The sequence below is a fragment of the Paenibacillus sp. PK1-4R genome (assembly GCF_030369595.1).
In the GTDB taxonomy this organism is placed as follows: domain Bacteria; phylum Bacillota; class Bacilli; order Paenibacillales; family Paenibacillaceae; genus Paenibacillus.
Map to the genome: position 1 here is coordinate 2,069,122 of NZ_CP126535.1, position 26,089 is coordinate 2,095,210.

The window sequence follows — 26,089 nt, forward strand, 5'->3', positions numbered from 1 at the left end:
TAAGCTACAATGGTGGCCAGTTCAGAAAAAGCACTCATATATTTTATTTAACGGGGGAAAATTCAACATGTCTAATATTTTATTCGTAAAAGCAAATGACCGTCCTGCAGATCAAGCAGTCAGCGTTAAATTGTACGATGCATTCTTGAGCGCATACAAAGAGTCCCACCCAGGTGACACAGTTACTGAGCTGGATCTCTACAATACAGATATTCCTTACTATGGCAACACTGTAATTACAGGTGGCTATAAAGCAGCAAACGGCATTGAAGCAACTGCTGAAGAGCAAAAAGCTGCAGCGCTTGCTGCACAACTGCAAGATCAATTTTTGGCAGCAGACAAAGTGGTATTTGCATTCCCACTCTGGAACTTCACTGTTCCGGCTCCACTGGTAAACTACATCTCCTACCTGAGCCAAGCTGGTAAAATGTTTAAATACACAGCTGAAGGCCCTGTAGGTCTCGTAGGCGACAAAAAAGTGGCATTGCTGAACGCACGTGGTGGCGTTTATTCCGTAGAGCCAATGGCTTCTGTTGAAATGTCTGTTAAATATGTAACTAACGTATTGGCTTTCTGGGGCATTCAAAACCCTGAATTGGTTATCGTTGAAGGACATAACGCTTCTGCAGATCGTGCTGAAGAAATCGTTACTGCAGGTCTGAAATTGGCTTCCGAAGTAGCAGTAAAATTCTAATAACAATCTTCTATATAGAACACATCAAAACACCTGTAGTCTCCAGTGGAGATTACAGGTGTTTTTTGCATTCTCATTTTTTCACATCCGTTACTTCAGATGATTCGGCTCAGATCTTGCCTGTATTTTTCAAGTAAAACTCCGCTGCTTCAGCGATGTGTGCAAGGTCGTCCTTATTATCACCAGATACAGAATACGTTACATCGAGTTCATTAATGGTTCGTTCAATCATATCATTATCCTCAAGCATGTGTGCATGCTCGGTTAACGCCTGTACTCCCTTAATTGTCAGAATATACTTTCCGCGGGAGAGGCGTTCAAACCAGCCATAATAATTTTTTTGCAGAATCGCCGCTGCAGAACCTACACCTGTCTGTCTGGCAAGGTTGGCCGGTGAGGCTTCTCCGTTCGTCCGTAGAGCGGATGCGACACGCAAAGCCTTCTCACGATATGCTGTGACCAGCTGTCTTCGTGTGCTACCTCCCGTATTGTAGTCTCCGCTGCGTTCATCGAATTCCTTGAGCAATCGTTTCCGCCGAACACCGCTTTTGCGGGCAACTTGACTGGCGCTAGTACGGGGCGTCTGAGCGGAAGGTTCGCACAGTACATCAATCAGGGGAGCTTTGGTTTTGTAAAATGTGACAGTCAGCAGCCCCAGACCGAGTTGTCTGCATAGTGCGGTCAGTTCGCTCCAGCGTTGGTTCACGGCTCCGCGTTTACTGCGATTGCGCTCGACGGCCAGATACACGAACGGGCTAAGCTTCAAGCGCTGCATACCCTGTAACAACAGGGAGAGGTTAAAAGTTTTTTTCATCTCCACAATGAGTGGTTCGTCCTGGTCCGATCTGACTCCGACGAGGTCACAATGTCTGACTTCCGCCTTGACGTCGAAGCCACGCTGCTCGAAGAAAGCCTTCACAGGCGAATATAATTCGGTTTCGTATTTCACTGCCATCGTCCGTGCTCCTTTCCAGAAGTGGCCTGTCTCTGACCATGTGTTGTCCGGTTTCCTGAATTTAGAACCCTCATTATATCATATTCGTTCTTTTTTTTCTGAAGGCACAAGATGTCTGATAGAACAGGGAAAAGCCAAAATTCGAAGCAGTTGATTGAAAAAAAGAGGTCAACTTATCCGAATTGCCGCATAGGTATGTAATACACTTTTCACAACAAAACAAGACGTTTGGACAGAGGGTGGCGGGACTACACAGGACCGCAAGATTGGTATTCAAGCAGGAGCCGCAATTCTATTGATTTCTTCATACCATTCGGAATGGTTGACAATCACACTAAAGGAGCCATGGGAGGTACCAAGCATGAATATTTTTGAACGCGTTGCGGAACATCGGGCAGAGAGTGACCGTTTGACATGGAACGGAACATTTGAAGATTATATTGCACTGCTGAGAGAGGACCCGACTCCGGCAATGACGGCTCACGCCAGAGTGTATGAGATGATTGAATCGTTTGGCGTAGAAGAAGTAGGTGGGCATAAGCGGTACAAGTTTTTTGAACAGGAGATCTTTGGACTGGATCGTTCGATTGAAAAGTTGGTTGAAGAATACTTCCACTCGGCAGCACGTCGTCTGGATGTACGTAAACGGATTTTGCTCCTGATGGGTCCCGTAAGTGGAGGGAAATCAACGCTGGTGACGCTGCTGAAGCGGGGGCTTGAACAGTTCTCACGGACAGAGAAAGGTGCCATATACGCCATTGATGGATGCCCGATGCATGAGGAACCGCTGCATCTGATTCCACTGGAGCTTCGTCCTGAAGTGGAAAAGGAAATTGGAGTCCGTATTGAGGGTAACCTTTGCCCATCCTGCCAGATGAGACTCCGTACCGAATATGGTGGTGATATCAGCAAGGTGCCGGTGGAACGGGTCATTGTTTCCGAAGATAATCGGGTGGGGATAGGAACGTTCAGTCCATCCGATCCGAAATCACAGGATATTGCCGATCTGACGGGTAGTATCGACTTCTCCACCATTACCGAGTTTGGTTCCGAATCCGATCCACGTGCCTATCGTTTTGATGGGGAGTTGAACAAGGCGAACCGTGGGTTGATGGAGTTCCAGGAGATGTTGAAATGTGATGAGAAATTCCTGTGGAATCTCCTGTCGCTCACGCAGGAAGGGAACTTCAAAGCAGGACGCTTCGCCTTAATCAGTGCGGATGAAATGATTGTGGCGCATACAAATGAATCGGAGTATAAATCTTTTATCTCCAACAAGAAGAATGAGGCACTGCAATCCCGGATGATTGTCATGCCGATTCCGTACAATCTGAAAGTGTCCGAGGAAGAGAAAATCTATGCCAAGCTCATTCAGCAAAGTGACATGAAGCATGTTCATATTGCACCGCATGCACTGCGGACTGCAGCCATTTTTTCGATACTTACCCGCTTGAAGGAAACGAAGAAACAAGGCATGGATCTCGTTAAAAAGATGCGCATGTATGACGGTGAGGAAGTAGAAGGTTATAAAGAAGCCGATCTGCGCGAGATGCAAAATGAGTATTTGGATGAAGGGATGTCCGGCATTGATCCACGGTATGTTATTAACCGGATCTCCAGTGCTTTGATCAAGCAAAATCTTCAGTGCATTAACGCGTTGGACATTCTGCGGGCCATCAAAGACGGTCTGGACCAACATGCCTCGATTACAAAGGAAGAGCGGGAGCGTTATCTGAACTTCATTGCTCTTGCACGTAAGGAGTATGATGAACTGGCCAAGAAGGAAGTGCAGAAAGCCTTTGTGTACTCATTCGAGGAATCCGCAAGAACGTTATTCGAGAATTACCTCGATAATATTGAAGCATTCTGCAACTGGTCCAAGATTCGTGACCCGCTCACGGATGAAGAGATGGACCCGGATGAGCGTCTAATGCGATCCATTGAGGAACAGATCGGGATCTCCGAGAATGCAAAGAAAGCGTTCAGAGAAGAGATTCTGATCCGAATCTCGGCATACTCCCGCAAGGAGCGCAAGTTCGAATACAGCAGTCATGACCGTTTGCGTGAAGCGATTGAGAAGAAGTTGTTCACCGATCTGAAAGACATCGTCAAGATCACAACCTCAACCAAAACACCGGATGCAACACAATTGAAACGTATGAATGAAGTCATTAAACGCTTAATTGAGGAACATGGATACACCGCAGCCAGCGCGAATGAACTGTTACGTTATGTGGGCAGTCTTCTTAACCGCTAATCGGCAACGAACCATTCCGGATCAGGCTCCTGATGCCTGTTGTGAGGCTCCTTCACAGCAGGGTCAGGGCCTTTTTAATTACATGAAGGTCATATTAATCTAAAAAAGCTGACAAATAAGGTTAATTTTAAAGAGAATTAGTTCTAATGGTATATGTATATTTAGGTATTTTAGTCTATAATCAATACATATATTTACAATTTAAAGTAATTTAGTGTTTATTAAGGAGCTGACTGAACCAGATATGAGCAGTATTTCCGCAACAAGACAGAAGCAACTTGATTACATGGGATTAACCGCAGAGGATCTAAAACTGCTTGCCGATCATCGGCCTGTTTTTAAAAAAGTCGTTAATGAAGTGGTAGATCATTTCTACAATCATGTGGGAAATTATCCTGAATTGGTAGATCTGATCGCTCGATTCTCTACCATTGATCGTCTAAAAGAAACACAGAAGATGTACTGGTTATCGATGACGGATGGAATCGTGGACGACGCATATATTGAGCAACGGATTGCAATTGGGCTTGTGCATTCCCGTATTGGCCTGTCCGAAGATTATTATCTGGGCACCTATATGGTCTACCTAGATATTGCAACGAGCATATTCCAACAGGTTATCCCTGATTCCTGGCATCTTGTCATTCAGGCGCTCAGCAAAATGTTTAATCTGGATTCACAGCTTGTCCTTGAAGCCTATGAGAAGAAAGAAAAAGAAAAGTTACATCAGCTTGCCGATGACCAACAACATACGTTGCAGGCGATTACGCAGATTACCCAAGAGCTTACAGGCATGATTAGTGAATTAAATGAGAGTGCAATGGCTATATCGAGTGTAGCCAAAGAAACAGCGGCTTCTCAGGATCAGGCTCAAGTTCTGCTCACGGAATTAACAGGGGAGATCCAGCAGATCGGAAAAATGGGTGAACTCATTCGGGAGATATCGGATCAGAGTCATCTTGTCGGTCTGAATGCAGCGATTGAAGCTGCTCATGCAGGAGAGTTCGGACGTGGCTTCGAAGTGGTTGCCAGTGAGGTGCGCAAGCTTGCAGCCAGTTCTCGGGATGCCCAGGGTAAAATTCAGTCTAATCTGGAGCAGATCATGAAGAAACTGAGCAGTGTGCAGCAGGAGTCAGATCATACCTCTCGCGGAGCACGTAGCCAAGCTTCACGCTCGGCTGAACTCGCTGTATTTGCAACAACAATGGAGAAACTGTCTCTGGATTTGAAGAATCTGGAACAGCAGGAATAGAGCTTAAAAGCATTAGGAACCTTCCATACCGTTTCAGGCTGTTTTAAGCTATAATGGGTAGACAAACCTGCCGATGTTATAGAAAAGCAGCCGGAGACAGGGGATTTGAAAGAGGTTGAGGTGATCAGATGGCTTCTATCCATGATGTAGCCAAGGAAGCGGGAGTATCTGTTGCAACCGTTTCCAAAGTGATAAACGATTATCCTGATGTAAGTGAAAAAACACGCAAAAAAGTCAATATAGCCATCGAATTATTGAAATATCAACCCAATGTGGTCGCACGTGGACTTGTCAAACGCCGTTCATGGACGGTGGGAGTGCTGTTAACGGTTCCGTTTACGAACCCTTTTGTGTCGGAGTTGCTGGAAGGGATCAAAACAGCGCTGGAGAACAGTGGATATGATCTGGTCCGGTTGTCTACTCGATTTGATGATCCGGCGTACTCGTTCATCAAACATTGCCGTAGTCGTAATGTGGATGGGGTTGTGGTATTCGGGGAAGGCAGAGAAAACGCGAGTATTCAGGAACTGGTGGATGCAGAGATTCCAACGATGTTTATCGATACGGACATGTTGGGCAAGCGTGCCGGTTACATTACTACGGATAACGCGAACGGGATCTCGATGGGTGTCAAACATCTGCATGAGCTTGGGCACCGCAAAATTGCCTATATCTCAGGGACACTTGGACCTGCCGTAGCCAATCTGCGATTGGAAGGATATCGGGAAGGGCTGCGAGAATGCGGCATCCCGTATTCTACGGTATATCTGGAGATCTGCGATTATTCCTTCGACGGAGGAAGCAAGGCTGCCCGACGATTGCTGGCACTTCAGGATCAACCAACGGGAATTGTCTGTGCATCAGACATGTCTGCGTTTGGTGCGATTCATGAAATTGAAAAGCATGGACTGAGTGTACCAGAAGATATCTCGGTTGTCGGGTTCGATAACACGTATTATGCTGAGGTATTCAAACCGGGGTTGACCACGGTGAATCAGAATATCTATTCCATCGGCATTAAGTCCATCGAATATCTGATTGCCATGATCGAGAATCCATCTTATTCTCCTCCTGTGGTGACGGAACCTTCCAATCTGGTCATTCGTCAGACGACAGCACCCTTAAAAGCCTAAATAGTAAAGATGTTTACACGAAGCACAGCTAATAAGCTGTGCTTTTTGTCGTTCTATATCTCATTTGGAAACATATGGTTTATGGAGTGGTGCAAGTCCTATAGTTTAACGGGTAAACAAAGTTCGCTGGCAATCGTATAATGAAAGTGCTTTCAATTTCTATTGAATAACGTCTATCCAATCCTGCACAACGATCTTGTAAAGGGCTGGCGCATGACAGAACAAAGGTTACTCTTCACAACCAACCAACAAGGAGGAGATCGGATGCATTTGAGAAAATGGTGGAGCTTGTGCTTGTCGGCTGTATTGATCTTCAGTTTGTTCCCAAGTGTGGGAACAGGAGGGACACATGTTTCGGCAGCGGACGTTAAGACTGGCGATGATGAAGTACTGTTTGAGGCTAATTTTGAAGATGGTGTGTTGGGACAATGGCGTCCACGTGCGAGTGAAAAGCTAGATATCGTAACGCAAGTAGGTCACGACAGTACACGCAGCCTGAGAACCTCTTCCCGTACCGAAACGTTCCATGGACCCTTAATTGAAGTAATAGACCATGTACAAAAGGGCAGCACGGTTCATATTTCGTTTTGGGCCATGTACGATGAAGGACCGGACAGTCAGGTCATTAACGGTTCGCTTGAGAAAGAGTACAATAACGATGCTTCAAGTCGTGAATATGCTACGTTTGCCTCTGCAACTCTGAACAAGGGACAGTGGAAAAAAATCGAGGCAGATGTGGTGATCCCTGGTGAAAATAGCGGCATCACTGGATTCCGCATGTATGCAGAGACACCTTGGAAGACGTCAGCGGAAGTGACGCCGGCGGATACAATTACATTTTACGTGGATGATGTTCTGATTACGGAAGCCGAAAAAATTGAAATAGAGCCAAACATTCCGAATCTAGTGGATGTTGTGGGACAACACTATGCAATGGGAGCGGCAATCGACCAGTCTGCACTGGATGCAGAAGATCCACATTCCCAGTTGTTAACGAAACATTTTAATAGTATTACAGCGGGCAATTTTATGAAAATGGATGCGATGCAACCAAAGGAAGGGCAGTTTGTCTGGTCAGAGGCGGATCGTCTGGTGAACTTCGCCGAAGCAAATGACATGGAGGTAAGAGGTCATACGCTGTTATGGCATAGTCAGGTGCCGGACTGGTTCTTTACCGATCCGAATGATGCTTCAAAACCTGCCACGCGGGAACAGTTGCTTGCACGGATGAAAACTCATATTCAGACCATCGTGACTCGTTACAAAGGAAAGGTTCATACATGGGATGTCGTCAATGAAGTCATCTCAGACGGAGGCGGCTTGCGGAATGGGGCCAGTAATTCCAAGTGGAAAGATATTATTGGGGATGTGGATGGCGACGGAGATGACAGTGATTACATTGAGCTGGCTTTCCGATATGCACGCGAGGCTGACCCTGATGCGGTATTGGTGATTAATGACTATGGAATGGAGGGCAATGGAAACAAGCTGAATGATATGGTGAAGCTTGTAGAGAAGCTGCTTGCTAAAGGAACACCGATTGATGCGGTTGGATTCCAGATGCATGTATCCATGTACGGACCGGATGTAAAGCTCATTCGTGAGGCTTTTGAGAAAGTGATCGCTCTTGGTGTGAATGTACAGGTTACAGAGCTGGACGTTTCGATCTATTCAAGTAATTCTGAACTGGAGATGCCTGTCACAGATGAATTAATGCTGCAACAGGCTTATCGTTATCGTGAACTGTTCGACCTGTTCGACGAGTTAGGAAAACGCGGTGTAATGGACAGTGTTACGGTCTGGGGACTTGCGGATGATGGTACATGGCTTGACAATCATCCAGTCAAAGGACGCAAAGATGCACCGTTGCTGTTTGATCGTAAATTGAAAGCGAAACCGGCCTATTGGGCACTGGTGGATGCTACCACTCTTCCGATCTATCGTAATGAATGGACAGCACTGAAGGCCAGCCCTTCTTTCCCGAATCACAAAGGACAGGAAGATATTCTTTGGGGTGCTGTGAAAGGACTTGAAATTAATCATCTGGCAGATGGTACATCTGCGGTTACGGGTGAGGCTCGTATGATGTGGGATGCCAAAAAGGTGAATTTACGAGTGGAAGTGAAGGATACCACACGTCGCAAAGGGGATCAGGTGCAGGTTTTCCTCGCGGAAGAAGTCAAGGGGACAGGCGCTGCAACTTCTGAAGCTGATCTGTCTGCCAAGAAGAAAAATCCGTCGTCTGCAAATGGTCAATATACATTTAAACGGGATGGCGGTAAAGGCAAAGATAAAAATACTTACAACGTACAGGAGACAAAAACCGGGTATGTTGTATACGCATCACTGCCTATGTCAGCTGCTTTACTTACCGAAGGCCAGGTCTTGTCTCTGGATTTTAGGATTACGGATGAACATGCTGCTGGAAAGACAGCGACCATTGTTTGGAATGATATTTCCAATCAGCAGCCCGACAAACCAGCCAACCGGGGCAAACTGAAGCTCGGTTCTGTCTTGAAACAAACCAAGGTCACTTATGGCAAACCTGTCATTGATGCAAAAAAGGATAACGTCTGGAAAAAGGCTGCATCTATTGAAACGGATGTCTGGGTGGTCGGAAACTCAGGTGCAACGGCGACTGCACAACTGTTATGGGATGAGAAATACCTGTACGTATTGGCAGATGTGAAGGATCCCTTGCGAAGCAAATTAAGTTCTAATGCACATGAGCAGGATTCGATCGAGATTTTTATCGACCCGAGCAAAGATCAGACAACATTCTATCAGGAGGATGACGCCCAGTACCGGGTTAATTTTGATAATGAGGCTTCTTTTGGAGGAAATGCACGGAAAGAAAGTTTCGAATCAGCTACCCGATTAACAAGCGGAGGGTATACAGTTGAAGTGGCAATCCCACTAGATAGCGTTCGTGCTGAAGGCCAAAGATGGATTGGATTTGATCTGCAAGTAAATGACGATGGCGCGGGGGATGGCAAGCGAAGCAGTGTGTCCATCTGGAGTGATTCATCAGGTAATTCTTATCAAGATACTTCCGGTTTTGGCAGTCTGTTACTGACTCGCAAATAGAATATTCAGTTGTAAATTAGAATATGAGAATGTTAGCTATTCGACATCGTATATCTGGAAATAAGTGTTGATTTTAAATGCTGGGACGTTTAGACTATATACATTCAAATAAACGGGTTCCAATGTATGACAACGGCTTCAAACTAAGTCTGTGGTCACGAGTCAAATGATGCGGAGGGAGTGCCTGTCATCCAGACAGCGCACTCGCTTCTTTTTTACATTTTTGCATACATACAAGGCATTTCCCGGTTGAAAGGACAGAGTGAGTGGAGCACCTACATGGTACGTACAACTTAGAACTTGTTATTTTATCCTATATTATTGCATCGTTAGCTTCATACGCAGCCCTCGACCTTGCAGGCCGTGTAAGTCAGGCCAGCGGGATGGCGCGAAATGTATGGCTTACCTGCGGAGCAGTCTCGATGGGGTTGGGAATCTGGTCCATGCATTTCGTAGGTATGCTGGCTTTTGTTCTGCCTACGCAAGTCTCCTATTCCACCGGTAAGGTTGTTTTATCTGTTCTACTTGCTATTGTCGCATCGGGGGTGGCCTTGAACATTGCGGGTAGACAATCGGGCAGGATAAGCAAGCTCATGATTGCTGGAGTGCTGATGACAGCGGGGATCAGCTCGATGCATTATGTGGGAATGGCAGCGATGTCAACTCCGGTTACGTATGAACCAGGCAGAGTGGTGTTATCCATTCTGATTGCAGCGCTTGCTTCCTTTGCAGCATTGTGGCTTATGTTTTTCTTCCGTTATCATCAATCAAGACATACCTGGGTTTACAAGATGGGCAGCGGTCTCATTATGGGTATTGGAATCTCTGGCATGCATTATACCGGGATGTCAGCCGCACATTTCCATCACTCACATGGCTCGATGGCAAGTTCAGGTATGCAGATTGAGCCAGGCATTCTCGCCTACTTGATCGCATCGGGCACATTTATTGCTTTGGGCTTGACGTTGTTTGGCATATTTATCAATCAGCGAATGTCACAGAAAGATCGGCGGATTCATGAGAATGAGCAATGGTATCAGGCCCTGTATCATAACCATTCGGATGCTATTATTTCAGTGAATAAGGAAGGTATTGTCAAAGGGATTAATGCTGCTGTAACAACAATCACCGGATATCCTGAAAAAGGGGTCATGGATCGTTCCATTGATGAGATCGCTCAGCAAATCGATATCCAGTGGATAAGTGAATTTGATTCCATCGATTGGAATGATCATGGGCTGGAGCAGGCGCACTACATGGCCAAAATGAGAGACGTGCAGGGTGAACTTCTGGACCTTAGTATTGTTGTAGTTCCTGTTGTCATTGATGACAGACATGTGGGAAGTCACATTTTGATCAAAGACGTTACGGAGGAGAAACAGGCTCAGGAGAAGATTCGTCACCAAGCTTTGCATGATCCGTTGACGGGGTTGCCCAATCGGCGCAAGTTGGATGATGTGCTGGCTTGTACGATTCACGATTCAGCAGAAAAAGGGAATTCTTTTGCCGTTATGGTGATGGATATAGATCGTTTCAAGATGATTAATGACTCGCTGGGACATTCCATTGGAGATGTATTTCTAAGAGAAGTCAGCAGCCGGATCATGAAAGCCATAGAAGCTTCTGATCCCTTGGCTATGGAGAATGTCATGCTGGCCCGGATGGGCGGTGACGAGTTCACACTCGTTGTGACCCAGGATCAAGCGACAGAAGTAAGAGTGGCAGAACTTGCAAAACAGATTGTTGAAGCCATTCAGTTACCTTATCGACTGAAGGAAAATGATTTTTATGTGACCGCCAGCATTGGGATTGCGATGTATCCGGATCATGGAGTGGGCGTGGATGCTTTGCTGAAACATGCGGACTCCGCCATGTATGAAGTGAAGAAAAACGGCAAAAATGGCTTCCAATTCTACACTGCCCAACTGGATTCCGAACTATATGAACGCATTGAGCTGGAGGGTTATCTTCGTAAAGCTTTGGAACGCGATGAGATGGTCCTATACTATCAACCACAGATTCGTACCGAGGATAGCCGCATGATTGGTGTGGAGGCTCTTATTCGTTGGAATCATCCACTCAAAGGTCTGCTCGCACCCAATGTGTTTATCCCGCTTGCAGAAGAGACAGGCATGATCTATGAGATTGGCAACTGGACGCTGCGGGAAGCTTGCAGACAGATGAAGCTCTGGCACGCCAGTGGCGGACCGCTCATTCCGGTATCGGTTAACTTGTCCAGCCAGCAGTTCCACCAATCCAACTTGGTAGAACAGGTCAAGAACGCACTCTTAGAGACAGGGCTTGAGTCCCGATATCTGGAGCTGGAAATAACAGAGAGCATGATGATGGATGCAACGGTATCTACGGCGATTCTGAATGAACTGACAGCACTGGGTGTCAAGATCAGCTTGGATGATTTCGGTACGGGATACAGTTCACTGAGTTATCTGAAGCATTTCCCGATTCACAAACTCAAGATTGATCGTTCATTCGTGACGGACATTACAGAGAGTCACAGTGATCAAGCCATTGTGGCGACCATTATATCGATGGCACAGAATCTCAAGATGGAAGTCATTGCGGAAGGCATTGAGACGAAAGGCCAACTGGATATTCTGATGCAGAATGATTGCCGGGAGATACAGGGGTATTATTTCAGTCGTCCACTGCCAGCAAGTGAAGTGGAGCATGATTTTTTTGTTCCGCTGCGATTGCAGGGTAATGGTACACCGCCGGTACCATCCTAATTTTATGTATGCCAAGCGGCAAGTTCCCGTGTATGTCGGGAACTTGCCGCTTTTTTAGGTCTTATCTTTTATTAATCACTAATCTCACTCATGATAAGAGCATTTATATTTTAGTTTCAAATAGGATAATTTACAACCTCACAAAAACTTGCGGTGGTGTTTCTTACCATCATACGTAAACCAGATTGGTTTATCCTCGACACGTGTCTCCACATGTACGGTACGTCCCCAGAGGCGATACAGATAAGGCAGGGTGCGTTCCATATATTTCAGATCCAGCTCGATGCCCTCATATTGGTGTTTGAGCACGAGTTCACCGGTCCGAAGATAGTCAGCATCTTGCACGACTAAGTAAGGGGAGCCCCCGTTGACACGTGAAAATACGAGCTGATCCCGTATGTTCTCCCAAGACTTGTCGGTGATTTTCCAGTCCGGGCCTTTTTTCTCAAATACGTAGAGGTCGAGATCCTCGGTTAATTGCTTGGTCATGTAATTGCGGATAAAGGAGGTATCGGAATCGAATTCACGCACCTCGAACATTTTGGCACGACCTTGCCCCGGTTTACGGCCCCAACGTTCCTGTTCTTCACGGGTTGGGTTATCCCAGCGCCGTTCAATATCCTCGAAAATCTTCAGTCCCAAATAATACGGATTCAGACTTTGTTTCGATGGCTGCACCACGGAGGAGTTGAGTTTGGCAAATTCGATCGTATCCTCACTGTTCAGATCCAGTTCACGGATAATGCGTTGATGCCAGTAGGAGGCCCAGCCTTCGTTCATGATTTTGGTTTCCATCTGTGGCCAGAAATATAACATCTCTTCACGCATCATACTCATGATATCCCGCTGCCAGTCGGTCAACACTTCCGAGAACTCCTGAATAAACCACATGATATCCTTCTCCGGTTCAGGTGGAAAGTGATGAACCTGAATACCTTCGGCGGGTGCTTCTTCGGTCTGCACGTCATCAAGTGACCACAGATCATCATAGCGACCTTCCGGCCGTGGTGCTTTCTCACCGCGCTGCTCCCGCATTTTCATCTCCATATAGCGTTGTTTGTCCAAATGACGGGGTTTAATGAGTTGTGGGTCCACATGTTCCTGAATCGCGATTACGGCATCGATAAAGGCTTCAACCGCTTCGGTACCATACTCCATCTCATAATTGCTGATTCGGTCCGCCGTAGCGGCCATACTTTCGACCATATTCCGGTTGGATTTGGAGAAGCGGGCATTGTTTTTGAAAAAATCGCAGTGTGCCAATACGTGGGCTACGATCAATTTGTTCTGAATCAGGGAATTGCCATCCAGCAGGAAGGCATAACAAGGGTTGGAGTTGATGACAAGCTCATAAATTTTGCTGAGTCCAAAATCGTATTGCATTTTCATCTTATGAAATGTTTTGCCAAAGCTCCAGTGGCTGAATCTGGTCGGCATGCCGTAGGCTCCAAATGTATAAATAATATCCGATGGGCAGATTTCGTACCGCATGGGGTAATAGTCCAGACCAAAACCATTGGCAATCTCCATAATCTCGGCAATAGCGTATTCTAGGTCGCGGATCTCATCTGTCATCTAACGCTGCCTCCTTCCCGTTTCTGGAAAAAGCTGCGCAAAGCTTTGTACACTTCGCCTTTTTCTTTGATCACATAATACATGAACTGATCCATCTTGATATGACGATAAGCCGACATCAGTGTACTGCTGCGGTTGTACTGATTTACTTCGCCGTATCCAAACATATTGCTACGCTTCATTAACTCACCGATCAGCTTCACACACCGTTCGTTATCCGAGGTCAGATTATCCCCGTCAGAGAAGTGGAAAGGGTAAATGTTGTAGCTGGAAGGTGGATACCGACTGTCAATAATATCCAGTGCCTTCATATATACAGAGGAGCAGATGGTGCCTCCGCTCTCGCCACGGGTAAAGAACTCTTCTTCGGTTACTTCCTTGGCTTCCGTATGATGGGCGAGGAAAACAATCTCAACTTTCTCATACTGACGGCGTAGAAAACGAGTCATCCAGAAGAAAAAGCTGCGCGCGCAGTATTTCTCAAACGAACCCATGGACCCGGATGTATCCATCATGGCAATAATAACGGCATTGGATTGTGGAATGATTTTGTCTTCCCACGTCTTGTAGCGCAGGTCATCCGGACTGATGTGATGGATGCCTGGCGTACCGGTCGTTGCATTACGACGCAGATTCTCCAGAATGGTACGTTTCTTGTCAATATTGGACTGCATCCCTTTTTTGCGAATATCGTTGAAAACTACCGTATGTGTCTCAATCAGGTCTTTATCTTTCTGCTTCAGATCGGGTAATTCCAGCTCAGCGAAGAGCATATCTTCCAGTTCCTCAATACTAACTTCGGCTTCCACAATATCATGACCAGGCTGATCGCCAGCTTTTTCACCTTTGCCGGGTTTCTGCGAAGCAGATGGATCACGACCGATGACGTCTCCGACCTGACTGTCACCGTCTCCCTGACCGACATGTTTTTGCTTCTGGTAGTTATACACAAAACGGTACTCATCCAGACTGCGGATTGGTACCTTGATGATTTGTTTTCCATCAGACATGATGATGTTTTCTTCCGTAATCAGATCAGGCAGATTCTGCTTGATGACATCTTTCACCTTTTGCTGATGGCGCTGTTGGTCCTGGTACCCTTTGCGGTGAAGCGACCAATCTTCCTTCGACACGACGAACGAGTAAGGCTGGTGTGAATTTGACATGTAGGCACCCCCCATTGATTACGCGGCACAGTTTGGCCTGTCGGTAATTAAGTATATTCACGGGCGAGGACGATATGTGATGAGAGTGGATATAAAATGATACAATTACGCAAGTTCACCTCGGAGGTGAGGTGAGTCGTAAGAACAGAACTGCACCATTTTTTACAGAAACAGTGAACAAGTGTGATATCCTTCCTTTACAATAGGAGAAAGACATCGATCTGGCATCTAATAGAGGTTGTTTAAAAAGTCACTTAGACTTGTTGAACTCGCACTAATATAGAGATGCATGTAAAGGAAGGATTTATGTGAATAAAAAGGCGATCAAGGCTTGGATTATGTATGATTGGGCCAACTCGGCTTATGCAACAACTGTGCTGGCCGCAGTACTGCCTGTATTCTATGCTTCGGTGGCTGCAGCAACGCTGGATACGGATACCGCCGCCTCCTACCTGGCCTATACACACTCCATTGGCATGTTGTGCGTAGCTCTGCTAACACCGTTGTTAGGCACGCTAGCTGATTTGTCAGGACGGAAGGGCGACTTCCTGCGTGTATTTGCAATTATAGGTGTCCTTGCTACATTGGGATTCAGCGCAATCGGTGAAGGGGACTGGTTCCTTGCTTCCGCGTTGCTGGTCATATCCACGATTGGTTTTGCGGGTGGTAACACCTTTTACGATGCAATGCTGCCGGATCTGGTACCCGTGGAACGAAGAGACATGATATCCTCCAAAGGTTATGCTTATGGTTATATTGGAGGAGGTTTGCTGCTTGCAGTGAACCTGCTGATGATTCAGCAACCGGGCTGGTTCGGGATGAGCAGTACACTAGCAGGCACAAGACTTGCTTTCATCTCCGTCTCGTTGTGGTGGTTGCTGTTCTCGATACCGATCTTTCGCCATGCTCCGAGACGGCCTGCATCACCGGATCTGCCCGGAACGTGGACAGGGTATGCTGCGGTGGGCGTACGCAGACTGCGGCAAACCTTTCGTCAGATGCGGCGTTTTCCCCAGTTAATCCGCATGTTAGTGGCTTTCTGGTTTTTTAATGACGGCATTAATACCATCATTCTGATGGCTACAATCTATGGGACAAGTATAGGCATAGGCACAGCCGACCTGATGCTCGCGCTACTGTTAACCCAGTTTATCGGTTTCCCATGCACGTTGTTACTGGGAGCCTGGGCACAGCGTTGGGGAGCGAAGCGGGTATTGATCTTTAGTTTATCGGTCTACATATGTATTGTAATTCTCGGTTATTTCATGACACAAGCGATCCACTTCTATGTGCTCGCCGGGTTGGTTGGTGTCGTGCAGGGTGTGAGTCAATCCACAGCGCGTTCACTATTTAGCAATCTGATGCCGGCAGGCAGAACAGGAGAGTACTTTGGTTTTGTGAATATTACAGGCAAATTCTCTTCGATCTTTGGTCCATTTGTGTTTGGTTATGTTGGGCAGATCACGGGTTCCACGCGTTGGGGTATTCTGTCGCTCATCTTCTTTTTCGTCGCGGGAATTGCTGTATTGTTAACCGTGAAGGTACAGAAGGGGATGCAGGATGCTACACGGGCAGATCAGGAAGAAGAGCGAACTAGGAGCGTTGGAGCTCCTGGGAAAAGTTCAGATGTAAGGTTTACCTGATGTTTGTTCACCCGTTTTCAAATTAAGTTTCTCAACGGATTACGTATGGCTTCAGGCATTGTTCCTCACAGAACATGTCTGGAGCTTATTCGCGTTTGTGCAATCAGAACATAATTGATCATGAATAAGTGCTTAAATGACAGACAGCAGAATACAGTGAAAGAGTATGAATTTATGAAAAGGTGAAAATAAAAGATTGACATGATACATTTTGTATCATAGAGTAAAACTATAAATACATATTGTATCTGAGAGTTGTCGAATGTAACCATGTGTTTTGCTTCATTCCCGGGTGAACTTCCGACGGAATATTGCAAAATGCTGACCTATAGCGTGCATATTACTCGTTTTGCCAAACACAAAGGTAGAGTCTGGTCTATCCCAGCTACATATTTATACTAATGAACAGAGGAGAGGCTGCCATTGATCGATGCTCAAGGTAACGGACTTGTTTTCTTACTATGTGTTCCCCGCAGTGGTAGTTCCTTATCCACCGTAATGCTGCAAAATCATAGTCGTATATTTGCCACCCAGGAAATGTGGTTTCTGATGAATCTTGTCGATTTGCCCAAGGCTGATTCACGTGCTTATGGTGGCAGCTCCATCATTCGTCAGTTCTACAATGCCATGGTATCCGAGGATGTCTTCGAAAAGGCGTGCAGAAGTTTTGCTCTTGAGATCTACAATGGATTCCTGGAAGGGAGCGGAGCAGACTTCATCGTTGATAAATCTCCACGATACTATTACATGCTGGAATGGCTGGATCGTCTGTTCCCTCAGTCCAAGCGTATTCATCTCCAACGTAATCCTCTGGCCATAGCTGCATCATTCAAAAAGGTAAACCGCCACACAGGAGAAGGATTCGACCTGATTCATAGTCTGCAGAGCCCCAAATTAAATATGAAATCCGTAGATCTTACACTGGGTATGCTCCGCTTGAATGAGTATTTTGCCAAACCCCACTCCAATGCGTATGAATTGCAATATGAACGATTGGTTTCCAATCCTCAAGAAGAACTTGAGAAACTATGCGCGTTTCTGGGAATTCGATATGAACAGGGAATGGAGCAGTATGGACAGTTTCTGGACAGTGCCAAGTCTGACATGTTCTACAGTATGGGCGTGGGTGATCCTTTCCTCTCTTCGCATCAAGAGGCACATCATGGTTCTGTTAACAACTGGAAAAACATATTAGAACCACATGAAGTTGAACTGTATTGCCGTGTGATGGGGGCAGATCTGTTCCACCGGATGGGATACAGTGAACAGCTGGCAGAAGCCGAACAATGGACGGGTGTACATTATGATGCAAGTCCAGATCAAGAGGTCATTGACCGAATCACGCATCAGTTGACAGCAGCGACCGGTTGCCAGTGGCAACCGCAATATCGAATGCAACCGGCAGATTCTGTCGTTCATGATCCGCTTGGGAATCTTAATGACCAAGTTGCCGAAGAACCGGAAAAGACAGACCCGACGCTAGCTGCACTGGTGACGATCAGACAGCTGCAAGCCGCATTACGGGCAGCAGATCATCGTCTGGAACGGGGTTACAGTGAGCGAGAACGCTTGAAAGTCCAGCTGGCTTCTGCTCAAAGCAAAATACAGCGTATCAAATCATGGGTACCATTTGGTCATCAGATCAGCGCCTGGGCTTCACAGCGCAAGATTCTACGGGGAGGCAAGTCATGAGCGCCATAGCAGGAATTGTTCACAACGATGGTCAGCAGGCGCTATGGGAAGACAGCTGGCGTCTGTACGCAAGCCTGGGGCATGTCCCTGCGGATACAACAGGGGTGTGGAAAGGCAACGAGGCGTTCCTTAGCTGTCACGCCCAATGGATTACACCGGAATCGGTTAGCGAGAAGTTGCCTTTATATGATGAGGAAAGTGGTCTGACCATCACGGCAGATGCGATTCTGGATAACCGGGAACAACTGGCAGATCAATTACAGATATCCAGAGCTGAACTGGCTATGTTGGCGGATAGTGAACTGATCTTGCGTGCCTATCAGCGCTGGGGAGACGATGTGGCTGTCCGATTACTGGGCGATTTTGTATTCGCCATCTGGGATGAGCGGAATCGCAAACTGTATGCAGCGAGAGACATTACAGGTATGAGAGCTTTTTATTACCGACATGATGGTTCACGTTTTGCTTTCTGCACACTCATGAATCCGTTGCTTGGGCTTGAAGGGGTACATAAAGAACTTGATGAGACTTGGCTGTCCGAATTCCTTGCCATTCCTGACATGCATGATTCAGCAGATATCAATTCGACCGTATATCGGGGAATAAGCCAACTGCCTTCTGCACATACACTTGTCTTCCGGGATGGGAGACTGGAACTGAAGCAATATCATCGCTGGAATGAAGTCGAACCTCTGAGGCTTAAATCCGATGGTGAGTATGTAGAAGCGTTTCGGGAGATCTTTGGGCAGGCGGTTGGATCACGACTACGAACGCACAGGCAGGTGGCTGCTGCTTTAAGTGGAGGGCTGGACTCGGGAGCCGTGGTTGGTTTTGCTTCCGGAACATTGAGAAGTCAGGGCAAACGGCTGCAGGCCTACAGTTATGTTCCCGTACCGGATTTCACAGATTATACGTCGAAAACGTTGCTCGCAGACGAACGGCCCTTTATACGTTCAACCATTAATCATGTCGGCAATATCACAGAGAACTACCTTGATTTTGAAGGCAGAAGTCCACTCAGTGAAGTAGATACCTGGCTCGACATTATGGAAATGCCTTATAAATACTTTGAAAATTCATTCTGGATTCGCGGATTCTATGAAAAAGCGAGCCAGCAGGATGCAGGCATCCTGCTCACAGGCGCACGTGGTAATTTCACCATCTCCTGGGGGCCGGCTCTGGATTATTACGCCAGTCTACTGAAAAGTGGCCGCTGGTATCGCTGGTTCCGTGAGATGCAGCAGTATAGTGAGCGGACCGGCATGCCCTTCTCCCGTATAGCTAAGATCACCGGGAAAAAGGCATATCCGGAATGGTTCAAGGCTCAGTCCAAAGGAGCAAGCCAGGCCGCGTCCGTGCAGTTGATCCATCCTGATTTTGCGCAAAGAACAGGTGTACTGGAAAGACTCAAATCCATTATTGTTCTGCAGGGCGGTGCCCAGGCTGATGCACTCAAAGTACGTGCCGAGAAATTCAATAACCTGGCCATCGCCAACAAAAACGGTGCTGTAGCTACGAAATGTTCTCTCCGTTACCGGGCTTGGGAACGTGATCCGACAAGTGATGCCAGAGTCATCCGGTTCTGTCTGTCCGTTCCGATTGAACAATATGTGAAACAAGGGACGGATCGTTCATTGATTCGCCGGGCTACTTCACCGGAGTTGCCTGACAAGGTCAGACTGAATCAGCGGGTACGGGGTGTACAACCGGCGGATTGGCTGCATCGCATCATTCCGAATTGGGATGCCTTTACGGCTGAGTTGCGTGCTTTGTGTTCTGACAGCAAGGTCGCTGGCATATTAAACACGGAGCGTATCAAATCTGCCCTGGCGAACTTTCCGAGTCCGAGACCAGAGCTTGCTTCACATCCAGATCTGCGATTGATGATGCATAGTCTGATTGTCTATCGGTTCATTCGGAAATTCTGAATGAGGGCACATGAAAGGAGGTGAATACGATGCAAATGGAAAAAAAGGAATGGCAAGCACCAGCTCTTGAAGTGTTGGAAGTCAATCAAACGATGGCCGGTACTGGCTACAGACAAATTGACTGGGTAACGGTTCACGATGCGGATCTGTACGATCCAACTTCCTAAGTTGTTAAGTTTTATGAAGTGTCATCATACTTAAAGGGCGGAAATGCAACAAATCCAGCTTTTCGCCTCCGCCCTTATATTGAGCAACATGAATATAAGGGCTTTTTTTTACATTTTATTACGAAGGAGGCGTCGTTCATTGTTGCCTGTGCATTATGTGGCGTATGGTCTACGCTGGTCGAGCCAAATTCGAATGCCTGAACTACAGATCGCACCCAAGGATGCAGAGACTGATTTTGATGTCGTGGATGTGCACATCGAGTCTTCAGATCTGGCTCTATTGTGGGAGGATTGGGATGTAGGCAACGACAACTTTGTGGCACGAGAGGGCAGTCTTTTTTTCAAAATCGAAGATACAGGTCTGTTTCTAATGGAGCAAGGAAAGCGCATTGTCGTATCCCCTATACCGGGTGCAGATGAGAAAAAGGTCAGATTATTCATTCTGGGCACATGTATGGCGGTCATTATGATGCAGCGTGGCATTCTTCCACTGCATGGTAGTGCAGTTGTTATTGATGGCTGGGCTTACGCATTTGTCGGACATTCGGGAGCAGGCAAGTCGACGTTGTCGGCCGCACTGGCATCACGCGGATATCCGCTTCTCACCGATGATGTTGTTGCACTGACCTGGGATGCCGGAGGAAGAGCTATCGTATCACCCGGTTACCCGCAACAGAAGTTATGGCAGCCCAGTCTGGACGGCTTCGGCATGAAGGAGCAGGATTATGCAACGGTTCACGCAGAGATTACAAAGTATGCGATACCTGTTCAGCACTATTTTCATGAGATGGCTGTGCCACTAGGTGGAATATTCGAACTGGCTCCACAACCGGAGGAAAACCATACATCTGTTCAACTGGTTGAAGTGACGGGGCTAGAACGACTGCATCTGTTATGCTCGCATACGTTCCGTGGTGGACTCGTTGCAAGACAGGGGCTGGCACAGTGGTTGTTCGAGACGGCTTCAAGACTTTCAGCAAGTGTGGAGATTGGCAGATTGGTCAGAACGGGTGCGGAGTTTACAGCATTTGAGATGGTGGATCGGATCACAGATCATATACGTAAAGGAGTGCATACAGGACAATGACAGCGACTACGCCGATGAATGTGGAAGACCGGGTAACCCGGAAGGAAGGCAATCTGGTCAGTGATATGGGCAGTGAGAAAGTTATGATGAGCATTAGCTCTGGAAAATACTATAATCTGGGGAGTACCGGTGGACGAATCTGGGATCTGATCGCAGAAGAACGCACGCTGGGTGAGGTTGTTGAGGTACTTGCAGCGGAGTATGAGATTGAGCCAGATGTATGTCGTGAGCAGGTGGTGCAATTCCTGGAACATCTGTCCCGTGAAGGTTTAATCGACGTTACTCGCGGAGTGTAGAATCATGTTGCGAAAAATAAAGGTTTATCTCTCGCTCCCGCGGTCGATGCGTCGACTGGTATGGGAGGCCTATATCCTCCTTGGCTGGGCACGCATTCAGAAGGCTATGCCATTTGCCAAAATCGCGCCAGGGCTGGGTACACCCATGGTTGAAACACCGATGACAGGACTCGAACGCAGCGAGGTCATCACTATAAGGAATATTTCCAAAGCGATTTCGCTCGCCAGTAAATATACGTTATGGGAAAGCCGCTGCCTTGTAATGGCGATTGCTGGGATGAAGATGCTTGAGCGACGCAAGATAGAGAGTACGTTATACATGGGGACTGCACGGAATAAGCAAGGACATATGATGGCTCATGCCTGGCTACGAAGTGGTAAATTGATCGTGACCGGAGCTGATACTATGGACCAATATACGGTTGTCGGTGTGTTTGGCAAACGGTGTCCGGAGAAGGGATCTGGGGAGATTGTCTATGATACATGAAAGTGAACTCTATTCATCAGGGTTTCCGAAGGAGCTTAAGCTGATTTTGAGCATGATTAGAGGTGATCTGACGGCTCTATCCCCTGAAGAACTTAAGGCGGGTTTGCAAGGAACCGATTGGCAGCTCTTTCTGCGGCTTGTCTATCATCACCGCTTATACTCTGTCCTTTATTTGAAAATGAAAGAATTGAACTCTGCAATCATTCCTGCAGATGTTATGGAGAGTCTGAGACAACAATATACGGTCAATACGTTCCGCATGTTACATCTGACAGCTGAAATGGAGCAGGTGTGCGGAGCTTTTCGTGAACGCGGCATCCGCAATATTACACTAAAGGGACCAGCGCTCGCACATGATCTCTATGGCGATGTATCGATGCGAACCTCCAAAGACCTGGATATCCTGATTCCGTTTGATGATGTGGAAGCGGCTGAAGGCATTCTGGCTACCCTCGGATATATATCCAAGGAAGGGGAGCGGGCACCTACGGTGCGCAGCTGGAAATGGCGGGAACATCATATCTGTTACACCCATCCGGTCAAAAGGACTCAAGTGGAGATCCATTGGCGCCTGAACCCGGATTCGGGCAAAGAAACCGATTTTGAATTGCTGTGGAAACGCAGCCGGTTCAGTTCATACACACAGACACCTGTCCGTATGCTCGAACAAGAAGACCTATGGGCTTATCTCGTAACCCATGGTGCACGACACGGCTGGTTCAGACTGCGCTGGTTACTGGATATCGACCAGATGATCCGCAGCATGCCACTCGATGTGAAGAAAGTAGAGAGACGTCTGAAAGCGGAGGGACGTTTATCAATCGGTTCACAGGCTCTTTATCTGGCCTCGGAGCTGCTGAACACGCCGCTGGATGTAGAGTACAGATCCTTGATGTCCTTAAGTGACCGTACAGGCAAGAGATTAGCCAACGAAGGCGCAAAGTTCATGAACGACATGCTGGAAAGTCCGGCTGATATGAAGTCTTATCAATCGTATTTGTTTAAACTTCGAAGTACAAAACAGAAATGGTTTTTCTTTATTGAACGTTTATATCCTAGTACATGGGATGTGGATCAATTGCCGCTTCCGCGTTCTTTGTTTTTTCTGTACTTTCCGTTACGTCCGTTTCTCTGGTTCTGGCGGCGAATTAAAAGGTATACGGTGACGGAAAGGGGTAAAGTATGATCTCGGAATTAAGGTATTTCATGCGAAAGTTGCATCATGTCACGGGGCCCATTTTATATTGGAATCTGCTAGGGATGATCTGTATCAGTCTCATGGAAGGGATCGGTATCTACATGCTTGTTCCGATGCTGAGTCTGATTGGCATATTTGAGATGGGCTCCACAGGCTTAAACATTCCCTGGCTTGGCGAAATGTTGAATCGTTTTTCTGAAAATAGCCAATTGTTATTCGTATTGTTCACCTTTGTGTTGATTGTCTCCGGACAGGCCTGGATGCAGCGTCTCCAAACGATCCGTAATACTCGAATCCAGCAGCAATTTGTACGAACGCTGCGCATGGAAACCTATGGTGCTATTATTATGGCGCAATGGTCATTTTTTCTCCAAAAACGAAAATCCGATTTTAACCATATATTAACGACTGAACTTGCACGTGTGAGCCAGGGAACGAGCATTATGCTGCAAATGGCAGCCTCTCTGATCTTTACGGGCATTCAGATCGGTCTTGCTTTCTGGTTATCCGCCAAGCTGACGGCACTTGTGCTGGTCTGTGGATTGTTATTATTTTTTGTCTTGAGAAAATTCGTCAAGCGGGCCAAGCAGATCGGAGACCAGACCTCTGAATTCTCGCAAAGTTATTATAACGGCATTACCGAGCATTTTAACGGCATTAAGGATATTAAGAGCAACATGCTTGAGCGCTCACACATGAACTGGTTTGAGCGTATGTGCAGACAGATTGAACGCAACGTCATTCAATTTAGTCAATTGAACAGTGGAACACAGCTGATTCACCGGATGTCCGCGGCAATCATTATCGCTGCATTCATCTATCTTTCTCTACGTGTAATGACGGTGCCTCCAGCAAGTTTGCTGCTCATCATCCTTATCTTTTCCCGATTATGGCCAAGATTTACGGCAATTCAGTCCAATCTGGAGTACATCAGCTCCATGCTGCCTGCATTTCGGATAGTCAGAGAACTGCAAGCGCAGACGGCGAAAAGTCGTGAGATTAGTGCAGAGATTGCTTCGGCAGGAGACGTTGGAACTGATGGGATTCAACCTATGGAACTGAAGGAATCTATTACCTGTGAGGATGTCTGCTATCGCTATGAGGGAAGTGATACGTACTCATTGAGAAATGTGCAAGCTTCGATTCCAGCAAGGGGTATGACCGCAATTGTAGGTAAATCCGGAGCAGGCAAGAGCACGCTGATAGATCTGATTATGGGCCTCGTAAGGCCTGAAACTGGTCGTATTCTGATTGACGGTGTGCCTCTGTCAGAAGAACGATTATTGAGCTGGCGAAGTTCCATCGGATATGTCTCCCAGGACCCATTCCTGTTTCATACGAGTATTCGTGAGAATCTGCGTCTGGTTGATCCAAATGCAAGTGAAGAACAGATGTGGCAGGCTTTGCAATTTTCCTCCTCTGCGGCATTTGTACGGAGGTTGCCTCAGGGTCTGGATACGATTATTGGTGATCGGGGTATTCGTTTATCTGGGGGTGAACGTCAGCGATTGGTGCTCGCCCGGGCCATGCTGCGTAATCCTTCGGTCTTGGTACTGGATGAAGCAACAAGTGCACTCGACAGTGAGAATGAACAGTACATTCATGAGGCGTTAGAACGATTGAAAGGACATGTGACCATTATCGTGATTGCGCACCGATTGTCCACAATTCGGACGGCAGATCGTGTAATTGTGCTTGATGAAGGCCGGGTGATTCAAGAGGGCGGGTACCAGCAGTTATCTACTGATCCGGTAGGGACGTTCAGCAAACTTCTTAATATGCAAGCGGGTGTTGTGGGGCAGTAAAGTGAGTGAGTGAGGGGACATCAAAAGACGTTAAACCGCGATGATAGAGTATTGTATCTTCTTCTGTATATTCATTTATCGCTGGTATAACCAGCAATGTATCACGTAAAGAGGCGCGCCACTATGGGCGCGCCTTTCATGTAAGTAGGTTAATATAATGAGCAAGAATTAATGGACCAGTTCTGTATTGGAAGGGCGCGGAAGCTGGAGAGCGCCGATCTGTTCCAAATGTTGTACGATCTCTTGCACGGCTTCCTCAATGGAAGATTGCTCCGTATCAATGATGAATGAAGGAGATTTTGGTACATCATAGGGGGCGGAAATGCCTGTGAAATGCGGGATGTCACCGTTGCGTGCCTTTTTATAAAGCCCCTTGGGGTCACGCCGCTCACATTCTTGAATTGAACAGCTCACATAGATTTCAATGAAATCTTCTGGTTCAAATAACTGTCTGACCATCTCCCGATCCTGTTCATGAGGAGAGATAAAAGCCGAAAGTACAAACAACCCGGCATCTACCATTAACTTCGATACTTCACCAATTCGCCGCAGATTTTCTTGACGATCCCCTGCTGTAAAACCGAGATCACGGTTCAGGCCATGACGTACATTATCCCCGTCCAGAACATAACAGCGTACGCCTTGATCGTAGAGATACTGCTCCAGGGCAAATGCAAGGGATGACTTTCCTGCACCTGATAACCCGGTAAACCATATGGCACGACTACGGTGCCCATTATGCTTCTCCCGGTCTTGTCTGTTGATGCTGGATGATTGCCAGGTTATATTGCGCTCTTCCTTCGACATGAGTATCCCGCCTTTTCCCTACCATGATATGTATAATATTTTAACATATTTACAAGATTATAGCACCTTACAGATTTCTTCAAAATAAGCGTGAATCGACAAAATATCGGGTA

General features: G+C 46.8%; 19 protein-coding genes. 15 read left to right on the plus strand and 4 right to left on the minus strand.

What is annotated here, in order from left to right:
* Positions 1-67: 67 nt before the first annotated feature.
* Positions 68-694 (plus strand): FMN-dependent NADH-azoreductase, encoded by a 627-nt coding sequence (locus tag QNO02_RS09060; RefSeq protein WP_091032692.1) that lies wholly within the window; start codon positions 68-70, stop codon positions 692-694.
* Between the two features lie 109 nt (positions 695-803).
* Here the strand turns inward: QNO02_RS09060 and QNO02_RS09065 are convergent, their stop codons facing one another.
* The gene (locus QNO02_RS09065) at positions 804-1,649 is read right to left on the minus strand and encodes a DUF2161 domain-containing phosphodiesterase (protein ID WP_289391848.1); all 846 of its coding nucleotides are present in this window, start codon (positions 1,647-1,649) and stop codon (positions 804-806) included.
* A gap of 361 nt (positions 1,650-2,010) precedes the next feature.
* Between QNO02_RS09065 and QNO02_RS09070 the strand changes: the two genes are divergently transcribed.
* The 5 genes from QNO02_RS09070 (at position 2,011) to QNO02_RS09090 (ending at position 12,125) form a co-directional block, all read left to right on the plus strand.
* A complete protein-coding gene (locus QNO02_RS09070; protein ID WP_036610009.1) occupies positions 2,011-3,906 on the plus strand; it encodes a PrkA family serine protein kinase in 1,896 nt (631 codons plus the stop codon).
* 244 nt (positions 3,907-4,150) lie between these two features.
* Positions 4,151-5,158, plus strand: a complete 1,008-nt coding sequence (locus tag QNO02_RS09075; RefSeq protein ID WP_289391849.1) for a globin-coupled sensor protein — start codon at positions 4,151-4,153, stop codon at positions 5,156-5,158.
* A 128-nt stretch (positions 5,159-5,286) separates the two neighbouring features.
* Positions 5,287-6,291 (plus strand): LacI family DNA-binding transcriptional regulator, encoded by a 1,005-nt coding sequence (locus QNO02_RS09080; RefSeq protein ID WP_091032684.1) that lies wholly within the window; start codon positions 5,287-5,289, stop codon positions 6,289-6,291.
* Positions 6,292-6,555: 264 nt separating this feature from the next.
* Positions 6,556-9,378: an endo-1,4-beta-xylanase gene (locus QNO02_RS09085; RefSeq protein WP_289391850.1), complete on the plus strand. Its 2,823-nt coding sequence runs from the start codon at positions 6,556-6,558 to the stop codon at positions 9,376-9,378.
* Positions 9,379-9,644: 266 nt separating this feature from the next.
* Positions 9,645-12,125, plus strand: a complete 2,481-nt coding sequence (locus QNO02_RS09090; protein ID WP_289391851.1) for an EAL domain-containing protein — start codon at positions 9,645-9,647, stop codon at positions 12,123-12,125.
* A gap of 138 nt (positions 12,126-12,263) precedes the next feature.
* Here the strand turns inward: QNO02_RS09090 and QNO02_RS09095 are convergent, their stop codons facing one another.
* Both QNO02_RS09095 and yhbH read right to left on the minus strand, forming a co-directional pair.
* Complete coding sequence (locus QNO02_RS09095) at positions 12,264-13,700, minus strand: SpoVR family protein (protein ID WP_289391852.1); 1,437 nt, start codon at positions 13,698-13,700, stop codon at positions 12,264-12,266.
* The gene (gene yhbH, locus QNO02_RS09100) at positions 13,697-14,866 is read right to left on the minus strand and encodes a sporulation protein YhbH (protein ID WP_036609998.1); all 1,170 of its coding nucleotides are present in this window, start codon (positions 14,864-14,866) and stop codon (positions 13,697-13,699) included. Before yhbH ends, QNO02_RS09095 begins: the two co-directional genes overlap by 4 nt.
* A 308-nt stretch (positions 14,867-15,174) precedes the next feature.
* Here yhbH and QNO02_RS09105 point away from each other — a divergent pair, with 308 nt between their 5' ends.
* From QNO02_RS09105 to QNO02_RS09145, 9 genes are all read left to right on the plus strand, one after another.
* Positions 15,175-16,509 carry an MFS transporter gene (locus QNO02_RS09105; RefSeq protein WP_289391853.1) on the plus strand — a complete coding sequence of 445 codons (1,335 nt, stop codon included), beginning with the start codon at positions 15,175-15,177 and terminating at the stop codon, positions 16,507-16,509.
* Positions 16,510-16,932: 423 nt separating this feature from the next.
* Positions 16,933-18,201, plus strand: coding sequence for a sulfotransferase family protein (locus tag QNO02_RS09110; RefSeq protein ID WP_289391854.1), 1,269 nt, complete (start codon positions 16,933-16,935; stop codon positions 18,199-18,201).
* Positions 18,198-20,129 (plus strand): asparagine synthase-related protein, encoded by a 1,932-nt coding sequence (locus QNO02_RS09115; protein ID WP_133384153.1) that lies wholly within the window; start codon positions 18,198-18,200, stop codon positions 20,127-20,129. Before QNO02_RS09110 ends, QNO02_RS09115 begins: the two co-directional genes overlap by 4 nt.
* A 29-nt stretch (positions 20,130-20,158) precedes the next feature.
* Positions 20,159-20,296 carry a paeninodin family lasso peptide gene (locus QNO02_RS09120; protein ID WP_017689562.1) on the plus strand — a complete coding sequence of 46 codons (138 nt, stop codon included), beginning with the start codon at positions 20,159-20,161 and terminating at the stop codon, positions 20,294-20,296.
* A 139-nt stretch (positions 20,297-20,435) separates the two neighbouring features.
* Positions 20,436-21,383 carry a phosphoenolpyruvate carboxykinase (ATP) gene (locus tag QNO02_RS09125; protein WP_133384154.1) on the plus strand — a complete coding sequence of 316 codons (948 nt, stop codon included), beginning with the start codon at positions 20,436-20,438 and terminating at the stop codon, positions 21,381-21,383.
* Positions 21,380-21,679 carry a lasso peptide biosynthesis PqqD family chaperone gene (locus QNO02_RS09130; RefSeq protein ID WP_017689560.1) on the plus strand — a complete coding sequence of 100 codons (300 nt, stop codon included), beginning with the start codon at positions 21,380-21,382 and terminating at the stop codon, positions 21,677-21,679. The genes QNO02_RS09125 and QNO02_RS09130 overlap by 4 nt, the downstream gene beginning before the upstream one ends.
* Before the next feature lie 4 nt (positions 21,680-21,683).
* The gene (locus QNO02_RS09135) at positions 21,684-22,166 is read left to right on the plus strand and encodes a lasso peptide biosynthesis B2 protein (RefSeq protein ID WP_074094340.1); all 483 of its coding nucleotides are present in this window, start codon (positions 21,684-21,686) and stop codon (positions 22,164-22,166) included.
* 52 nt (positions 22,167-22,218) lie between these two features.
* Positions 22,219-23,352 (plus strand): nucleotidyltransferase domain-containing protein, encoded by a 1,134-nt coding sequence (locus QNO02_RS09140; RefSeq protein ID WP_240768101.1) that lies wholly within the window; start codon positions 22,219-22,221, stop codon positions 23,350-23,352.
* Complete coding sequence (locus QNO02_RS09145; protein WP_176872847.1) at positions 23,352-25,169, plus strand: ABC transporter ATP-binding protein; 1,818 nt, start codon at positions 23,352-23,354, stop codon at positions 25,167-25,169. The genes QNO02_RS09140 and QNO02_RS09145 overlap by 1 nt, the downstream gene beginning before the upstream one ends.
* 168 nt (positions 25,170-25,337) lie before the next feature.
* Here QNO02_RS09145 and cysC read toward each other — a convergent pair whose 3' ends face one another.
* Complete coding sequence (gene cysC / locus QNO02_RS09150; RefSeq protein WP_249911241.1) at positions 25,338-25,976, minus strand: adenylyl-sulfate kinase; 639 nt, start codon at positions 25,974-25,976, stop codon at positions 25,338-25,340.
* Positions 25,977-26,089: the final 113 nt, after the last annotated feature.